2 protein-coding genes are annotated in these 1,935 nt (G+C 68.7%); one reads left to right on the top strand and one right to left on the bottom strand.

Translation table 11 applies throughout. From position 1 onward, the window contains the following. Positions 1–15 precede the first annotated feature (15 nt). Positions 16–1,218 carry a phage major capsid protein gene (locus tag ACIPIA_RS15160; RefSeq protein ID WP_400510748.1) on the top strand — a complete coding sequence of 401 codons (1,203 nt, stop codon included), beginning with the start codon at positions 16–18 and terminating at the stop codon, positions 1,216–1,218. Between the two features lie 6 nt (positions 1,219–1,224). Here the strand turns inward: ACIPIA_RS15160 and ACIPIA_RS15165 are convergent. Then, positions 1,225–1,935 (bottom strand): S1 family peptidase (locus ACIPIA_RS15165; RefSeq protein ID WP_400510746.1); only part of this gene is annotated, 711 nt, incomplete at its 5' end.

A 1,935-nucleotide genomic window follows, 5' to 3' on the forward strand; every position in this document is an offset into this window, starting at 1 on the left:
GGCGCCGACCTCGCGCTGGCCTTCGAGGATCTGCGCTACACGCTGGAGACGTACCGGACCGCCAATGACGAACGTCTCGCCCAGATCGAGACCCGCCACGGTGTCGATATCCTGACCGAGGAGAAACTCGTCCGGATGGATGCAGCGCTCGACGACACGCTGCGTCGCATCGACCGGCTGACTCTGGAGCGCGCCCGCCCGGCGCTCGGCCAGGGCGGACAAGGCCCTCACGGCCGCGATCCGCTGATCGCCGAGCACAAGGCTGCCTTTGCAGCCTATGTCCGCACCGGTGAGGCCGGCGGGCTGAAACGCCTGGAGGCCAAGGCGCTCTCGGCCGGCTCGGGCCCCGACGGCGGTTATCTCGCCCCCTCGACGGTCGAATCCGAGATCCTGCGGCGCTTGGCCAGCATCTCGCCGATCCGCTCGCTGGCGACGGTGCGGACGATCTCTTCGGGCACCTACAAGAAGGCCCTCTCGACGACGGGCCCGGCCTCCGGCTGGGTGGCCGAGGCGGCGGCCCGCCAGCAGACCGCCTCGCCGACGCTGGCCGAACTCTCCTTTCCGGCGATGGAGCTCTACGCCATGCCTGCCGCGACGCAGACGCTGCTCGACGATGCCATCGTCAACATCGACCAGTGGATCGCGGAGGAGGTCGAAAGCGCCTTCGCCGAGCAAGAGGGCGCGGCCTTCGTCAATGGCGACGGCACCGACAAACCCAAGGGCTTCCTGGCCTATCCGACCGTGGCGGAGGCGAGCTGGAGCTGGGGCAATGTCGGCGTGCTGAACACGGGCGTTGCCGGCGCATTCGCTGCGTCGAATCCGTCCGATGTGCTGGTCGACCTCGTCTACGCGCTCAAGGCCGGCTATCGCCAGAATGCCTCCTTCGTGATGAACCGGAAGACGCAGGCGACGATCCGCAAGTTCAAGGACACCAACGGCAATTATCTCTGGCAGCCCCCGGCCTCCGCCGGTGCGCCGGCGACGCTGCTCGGATTTCCGCTGGTCGAAGCGGAAACCATGCCCAACATCGCCAACAATGCGATCTCGATCGCCTTCGGTGACTTCCGGCGCGGCTATCTGATCGTGGACCGGGCGGGGGTGCGCATCCTGCGCGATCCCTATTCGGCCAAGCCCCATGTCCTGTTCTACACGACCAAGCGCGTTGGCGGGGGCATCCAGGACTTCGCCGCCATCAAGGGCCTGAAATTCGCGGCCTGAGCCGGTTCAGCGCGAGAACCACCAGCTGAAGGCGGCGCGCGGCTGGGAAGCTTCGTCCGGTGGCGTCTCGCTGCCGAACGTCAGCAGCCGCGCACTGCCCTCGGAAATCCAGCTGCGATACTCGCTGACCGGCGTGATTGCGGTAAAGCCGCCGCAGATTCGCCGGGCCCGCGTGTTGAGCGGCCCGCTCGACCAGCTCACGATTCCGACGAGATCGCGCGAGCGCGACGTGCCGCGCAGCACGGGGCCGCCGGAATCGCCCCGGCAGGCGCCCGCGCCGGGAGCCTCGCCACGTGCCGCGACATCGACCGCGACCTTGACGGTGTTCTGGGTCGTGTAGTTGCCGGCATTGAGCAACTGCGTCTCGCGCAAGCGCCGGGCGGTGCGCTTGTTGTCCTCGGACGAGAGGCCGAAGCCGGCCATGGTGACGGTTTCGCCCTGCCAGAGCCCGCCACCCAGAGTGAGCGGCTGGATGTCCCCCGGCAGCGGCTGGGCCAGCCGCAGCAGGGCCAGGTCGGTCCCCGGCTGCGTGCGCGGCGTCGTACCTGGCACGAAGCTCGGATGCGGCAGGACCGCCACGACCATCTGTCGGCGGGCCCGGAAGCGCGTGTCGAGGCTGACCACGCTGATCGAGCCACCGCCCATCAGGCAGTGTGCGGCCGTGAGCACGATTTCCGGCGCGATCACCGCGCCGGAGCAGAGCTCCCCTCGGCTGGT

The sequence above is a fragment of the Allobosea sp. CER48 genome, from assembly GCF_044752385.1.
In the GTDB taxonomy this organism is placed as follows: Bacteria; Pseudomonadota; Alphaproteobacteria; order Rhizobiales; family Beijerinckiaceae; genus Allobosea.